Source organism: Nostoc sp. (assembly GCF_041747015.1).
GTDB lineage: Bacteria > Cyanobacteriota > Cyanobacteriia > Cyanobacteriales > Nostocaceae > Nostoc.
Genome location: NZ_JBGTFY010000336.1, coordinates 22,513 through 29,446, shown reverse-complemented (window position 1 = coordinate 29,446; position 6,934 = coordinate 22,513). Strand labels below are relative to the sequence as shown.

General features: G+C 43.7%; 2 protein-coding genes. Both read right to left on the bottom strand.

The genetic code is table 11. The features are described from left to right. Nucleotides 1-99 precede the first annotated feature (99 nt). Nucleotides 100-1,146, bottom strand: a complete 1,047-nt coding sequence (locus tag ACEW80_RS27235; RefSeq protein ID WP_373529597.1) for a permease — start codon at nucleotides 1,144-1,146, stop codon at nucleotides 100-102. A gap of 810 nt (nucleotides 1,147-1,956) precedes the next feature. Further along, on the bottom strand, nucleotides 1,957-6,774 hold the full coding sequence (locus tag ACEW80_RS27230) for a CHAT domain-containing protein (protein WP_373529596.1): 4,818 nt from the start codon (nucleotides 6,772-6,774) through the stop codon (nucleotides 1,957-1,959). Nucleotides 6,775-6,934 lie beyond the last annotated feature (160 nt).

Genomic DNA, 6,934 nt, shown 5'->3' with positions numbered 1-6,934 from the left:
CATTAGTCATTAGTCATTGGTCATTAGTCATTAGTCATTAGTCATTAGTCTATTAATCCTTAACAAAGGACAAAGGATAAATGACAAATGACTAGTTTTTTAAAAGACGTGCAAATTCAGAAAAAGAGTGAACACAAATGTCAATTGTGCTGCTAAAGCAAATAAGTAAAAGATAGTTTTGGGTTTAAAAATCGATAACATCAAACCAACACTTTTGATGTCAATCATTGGCCCAAACACCAGAAATGCCAACAATGAACCGCTACTAAAGGTTGAGGCAAAAGATAAGGCGAAGAAAGAATCGACTGTAGAACAAATTGATACCACTACTGCTAATATCAGCATGACTACAATTGAGGTAATCGGTCCAGCACCCAAACTGAGAATTAATTCACGGGGAGCTAGCACTTGAATAGCAGCAGCGATCGCACTTCCTAAAACCATGACTCCGCCCAATTCCCGCAATTCTTGGATGCTATTATCCACAACTAGGCGCAGTTTATTTGCAAGCGGTTTATTATCAGTCATCGTAGGCGGTATTAAATTAGCATCTATCCGCAGAGGTATACTTGCTCTTCCTCCTAAGATATAAGTCCCAGATTGCAAGATATTTGGTACTGTTGCTTCCTGTTGTACTTGGTAACGATGACCACGGCGTTTGGTTTCAGGCGGCGCGGGTGGATTAAACTTCATATAACGAGCGATCGCAGGTTGGACTATAGGATTTAAGTCCGTTTGAAAACTGAAAACATAGCCGATAATTGTGGCGATCGCTAAAGAAAATACAACTCGTAATACTACTATCTCCGGCTGATCTCGAAATGCTGTCCAAGTTGCCCAAATGACAACTGGGTTAATTGTTGGTGCTGCTAGCAAAAAACCAATTGCTACTGGTGTGGGTACTCCCTGAATCAGGAACCGCCGCGCTACCGGTACATTCCCGCACTCACACACTGGAAATAAAAAGCCGATCATGCTGCCAACTAAAGCACCCAGCAGCGGATTTTTGGGCATTTTTTCGACTAATTTGCGCTCATCAACAAAAAACAGCAGCAAACTGGAGAGTAAAACCCCAAGAAGTAAAAAAGGCATCGCCTCGACTAGCAGACTTAGAAATAGCGTAAAACCATTGTTCAATTGATTCATGGGCGTCGCAGTCAAAAGCGGTTTTGAGTTTTAGGGTTCTGCCTAGTCATTCATTCTATCGAAATGGGGATCAAAAGCAATTCGAGAAAATTAAACATTATTTAAGTAGCAAGTTATCCGACGTTTCAAATAGCGCTTAAGCGCTGCAAAGCTTTGATTCAGCCGAGATAGTAATTTTTACCTGAGTGCATTTACTGATGATTATTTCTAAGATTGTCTAAGTTTAGAAATTGTTCCCATTCTAGAGGGCAAGTAGCTGCATAGATGATTTTGAATTACCTATGTTTATACTTACAGTAATTTGCTGGATAAGATATTAGCTTGGCTATATTTTCATCAAGGATTTACAGTTCTTTAAGATTTGGGGTAGGCGTAGCCCGTCGCAGACATCGCTCTTGGTTGCTATAGCAATCCGATTTGATTTCTGAAATTATTTGCGTAGGCTGGGAGTGGGGAGTAGGGAAGAAGTCTCTTTGAGTTGTACTGAGTTTGTTCAAAAATCAAATATGAGTCCTATATCATCATTGATTCTGGCTAATTTTGGTGAAATCTGATCTGAGCTTTGGTTGATTTTGTACTACAAAAACTCTAAAAATGCAAGACCAAAGTTTAGCAGATACGGTAAACACTAATAAATCCTCTGTCTAAACATCGCTATCAGGCTACAAAGATGAAATAGCCCTGCCAACCGTGTTGCCTCTACTATGCAAACCCGGACGCGTACTGCAAAGCCGAACCTGTAAACTTTCCACAGGTAAAAGAGGGGTAATATTGATGAATTATATTGACAGTTGGGTTACTTTCTCTGTTTTACCAAGGATTGCCAACCATTGTAAATCCAGCCCAATAATAAGGATGCATAAGTGATTCATCAACGCTGTCAGCAGATAAAGGCAAATTCCCAACTACTCCCAAACCTTGTACTTGACCATCCTTTACGTAAATCTGCCCTTTAACCATAGCTACCTGAGCCTGTCTGAGGGCTTCTGCCTTAATCGGAGCAGTTTTCAAATTCTCATAAAATTTTGTCATCAAGGCTGCTGTACCCGCATCGTTGACCGACCAAAGACTGGCAACACTAGTTTTCACCCCTGCCAACACTGCTAAACCCGCAAACCCAAGCTCAGATTCTTCATCTCCTAAGGCTGTTCTACAAGCACTCAGCACCATCATCTCGACTTGGGGTTCATTCAACCTTAACTGTCGTAACTGGTTCAAGCGTAACTTGTCCTCCCACAACTGAATATAAGAGTTGCTCAAAGCGCCAGTAGTAAAATCAGCATGGGTTGCCATGTGAATAATCCCAAAAGGTTGTTGGCGACGAACAGTTTTGAGATTTTCTAAGGTGGCTTGCTTGTCCAACAATAATTTGCCTTGCCAAAGTTTAGACACCAGTGTTGATAACTCAAGGGGGACTCCTGGTAAAGGTTCTTGTCCCTGAGTACTCTGAGAAACCCCTAGCGCTAAAATTTGAGATTTTCTAATGTCTTTATAAAGAGTGTTAGTCAAGCTGAGACTGGGCATCAAGCCAATACTATATTTTTCTACCAGAAACCCCTTACCATCGTGAAGTGCTGCTACTGGGGTTGAACGTAACCCGATGTCGGGTAGAAAGACTAGATTGTTAATTCCTCTCGTTTGTAAATCTGCCTCTAGTGGTGCAATAATCCAGCGATAAAGTTGTTGAGATGAACGCAAATAACCAGTGCGGCGACGGTTTTGTGGACTAACGATTTGGTCACGAAATTCTTGAGCTACTTGTAGAACTTTGGCTCTGGTCGCTTCTGGGATGCGCTTGCGGATGGGATCACCTTTTCCGGTTACTACCACCAATTCCAGTTCGTCACTAACTTGCTCTGCTACGGTATTCAACAACTGTTTAGTAGCTTTTGTTCCCCCGGAATTTGCTGGTGATTGAATTTCTACAGGGACAAAACTGGTGTAGATAAATGCAGGTTTAGCACCAGTAGCTTCTTCAATTGTGCGAGCAATATCTTTGGCATCATCTAATGTTTTGATTTTAGGAGTGGGGATGCCTAAATGGTCGGCAAAATCATCTGTGAAACCACCTTCGATAGTGCGATCGCGATTAATAACAGGGAGATCAGGTCTAGGGTTAGGATTAGGATTAGGGGGTATAGGGTTGCACTGGAATGTACAGGGGGGTGGATTAGGGGGATCTGGCGGATTAGGAGGATCTGGCGGAGGAGGAGTCTGGCTGACGTTTATTACTACCTGTACAGGTACTGAAGAAGAAACGGGGTAATTTGCATTATCGTCATTTGCACTAATGACGAAAGCATTTACTGTACCAATAGTATCTGCTGGAGGTGTGTACACCAAAGTATCGCTGCTAGATAAAGTAACACCAAGGGTCACGGGAGCGCCATTGACAGTCAAATTTCCCGTATTCACTGCATCAACCCGGATGGAGGTAATGTCAGTGTCAGTATCGGTAACTTGTGCTGCTAGACTGCCAAAGTTCAAAGTCACCGATTGATTAGTTTGAGTATCAGGCAACCGGGAATTAACAGTCAGTTGAGGAGGACTGTTTACAGAACTAATGGTAATCCCTGTGGCAACTTGTACTGTGTCACCATTGCTAGCAACTGGAAAGTTGCCTGTAGAAAGCACAGAATTACCAGTATCGATCGCAGCCGTTGTACCGTTCACAGTAGAGTCGCCCACTGTGAAAGCAGTATTCGTGATTCCTCCGCCATGTTGAATTGCGATCGCGCCGGGAGTGGGAGTTGCGCCATAACCGCTACCACGGGCAATAGTAGAAATGCTGGACTCTCTTTGAGCGTCATTAATAAAACTGCCCGTTAATCTGACAGCACCAGAGCCAGAGGTTCTGATTGTAACTTGACCTCCTGTGCTGTTGCTGCCGTATCCTAAGCCAGATAACGCAATACCCTCAGTTTTAATTGAAGTTATTGAGATGTTACTGGGTGTATTTGTAGTGTTGCTAGATGTATTGATTAAGACTGAACCACCCGTGGCATTGTTGGCGCTGAAAGTAGAAGTAGCCCTGGCGCTAGTGTCAATATTTCCCAGATTAACAGCGCCACTGGTGCTTGTAACATTAATATTGCCGCCTCTAATTGTGCCATAACCTTCTCCTCTAGTGATAATATCACCAGCAGTAATATTGTTCGTTGCAGACAAGGTGACATTAGCACCACTGCCATTAGGAATAAATTGACCTCCGTCGTCGATAAAAAAGCTGCTAGTATTAATGATTCCTAAAGACAGACTGGCTCCTGAAATGGTGATATCCCTGCCATTAGTCCTGATGGTGTCGCCTATCCCCATCGTAAAAGCACCTACACCATTACTATCTGCGTCTGCGGTAAAGGCGATCGCTCCGCCACCATTATTAACAAAATTCAACGATACGCCATTAGCGATCGTAATATTATTGATCGCTTCCAAAGTAACAGCAGCATTCTGATTTTCTAAGGCGTTTTTGGAAATTGTGAAAGTTGCTGGTAAATCGTTTTGAAAGATATCAGGCAGAAAGATATCTTCAGGTGTATCTTGAGGTGGGTTAGTACCATCTACGATGTTGATATCGGTTGGGTCTAGCAACAAGTTACCAACAATACCATTTTGGGCATTTAGGTCAGTATTACCCTGGTAAATCAGGTTTTTCTTACCCGACACTTCTACAAAACCACCATTGCCGGAGTTAAGACCACCACGAGCGGTAATATTGCCAAAAAATACCGTTGTATTGTCGCCCCAAACAATTACCCGACCACCATTACCATTCAAATTGCTATCGGCTGCAATGACGGAGTTGGAATTAATATAAGTTTGCTCTGCATTGGGTAAAGTCCCCTTACCTTGATAATCACCGCCAATTAGTACCGTGCCGCCGCCATTGCTTCCAGAGGCGTTAATATTGGCATCAATCACCCCGACTCGTTTACCCAAAGCAATTACTGTACCGCCTGTTTGACTCGATACATCCACGTTGCCAGAAACAATGGTTGTACCTGGAGTTGTGGGAATCGTTACATTAGAGCTTGCCAGTTGTACAGTTCCATCAGCATTGGCGGTTAAGCCAGTGTTACCCACCGTGAGCAATTCGGGTATTGATGCAATGGGGATTGTCCAGTTATTGGGTTGGTTGCTACTGGAAGCGAGGGGTTGAATTTCCAAACTTAAAAGATTTCCTGGCTGACTGAGACGCACCCAGTTTTGTCCTAGTACGGATGCGATCGCAATTTGCCCCCCCGGTGCTGTTAGTTGCCCAGTGTTGACCACAGTACCGCCCAGTAAGTTCAAATTCTGCCCAGCACCTACTGCTAAATTTCCAGCGTTAAGAATCGCTCCTGGCTGGTTCATACTAAAAGCAAATCCGTTGGGATTTCCAACTAAAGCAGTGTAGTCATTAACACCGATGGCGTTAAACCAACTGCTGCCAAAACCAATACCGTTTGCGGTTGTCGCCGTGAAAGCACCGGGGACATTTAGACTGGCATTTGCTCCAAAAATAAATCCGGCTGGATTCATCAAGAACAGGTTAGCATTACCACCTGTTACCTGAATTAAGCCATTGATGATGGAAGCATTCCCGCCTGTAATTCGACCAAGGATATTTTGTAGAGCCGGACTGGCTTGAAAGTTGGCAATTTGTTCTGGTGAAATCCCAAACTGTTGAAAGCTGTGGAACAGGTTAACACCATCAACAGAAGTTGTACCGCCACCGATATCAAGTCGATTGTCGTTGGGTGTAACAATTGTGTTTGTCCCATCAGCAGCAGGGATAATTTGTTGTGCTTGGGCTAATTCAGCACTCATGGCTGTCACCAGAGGCACAAAAGCTAACACTGAAGCGGCGATGTTATGCAGTAAAGGTTTTTTACGCCGCAAGATGAAGCGACCTTCGGGTAATTCTATATCGATTTGTAACTTTCCTGCTAGTCCGCGTCGCCAAAGTGCTTGAGCGATCGCCTTCTGTGACCAGAGTATTTGTTCTGTTCTTTTAGTAACAGACATACTTTGAGCATGAATTCGGTAAAGGTAGAGTGGCTCTTGGACTCGGCGCACTTGGGCTACTTCTGAAAGGCGCAGACATAGGTCATAATCATAGGCACAGCCAGAGAACGATTCGTTAGCACCTCCCACTCGGTCGTAAACCGTTCGCCGAATCAAGCGAAAGTGAAAGGTCATGAAGTCTACCAACAACCTTTCTTTGGAGTAGGGAATGTTACAGCGATGACCGTAGCTGATCACTTTGCCGGATTCATCAATATTTAAGTAGTCGGTGTAAACAAATCCCGTTTCAGGATGGCTATTGAGTACGGTAGCAGTTTTTGCAAGAGCGGTAGGGGCTAGAATATCATCACTGTCTACTAAACCAATGTAAGTGCCTTTGGTTAGGTTGATTGCTGCTTTACAACCCGTAGCTAATCCCTGATGGTCTGCTTCTATTACCCGCACTCGCCGATCTTGACGAGCATACGCCTGGGCGATCGCCACTGAGCCATCTGTGGAGCCATCATCCCAAATTAGTAGCTCAAAGTCTTGCCATGTCTGCGCTAAGACACTGGCGATCGCTTCTCCAATGTAAGACTCCCGGTTGTGATTGACGATGACTATGGAGATCAGTGGTGACATCGAAGTATTCCCAAGTTTTCTACCTGTTACCACAATATAATGCTCAGAACTATCACTTAGAATAAATTGTTGTTAAGTAACGCGATGTGCAACTTATTCTTAAAATCCCGCTTCCAAGCCTCTTGCCCACTCCTAAGAGGCTTTAATTCTTGCTTCCCAA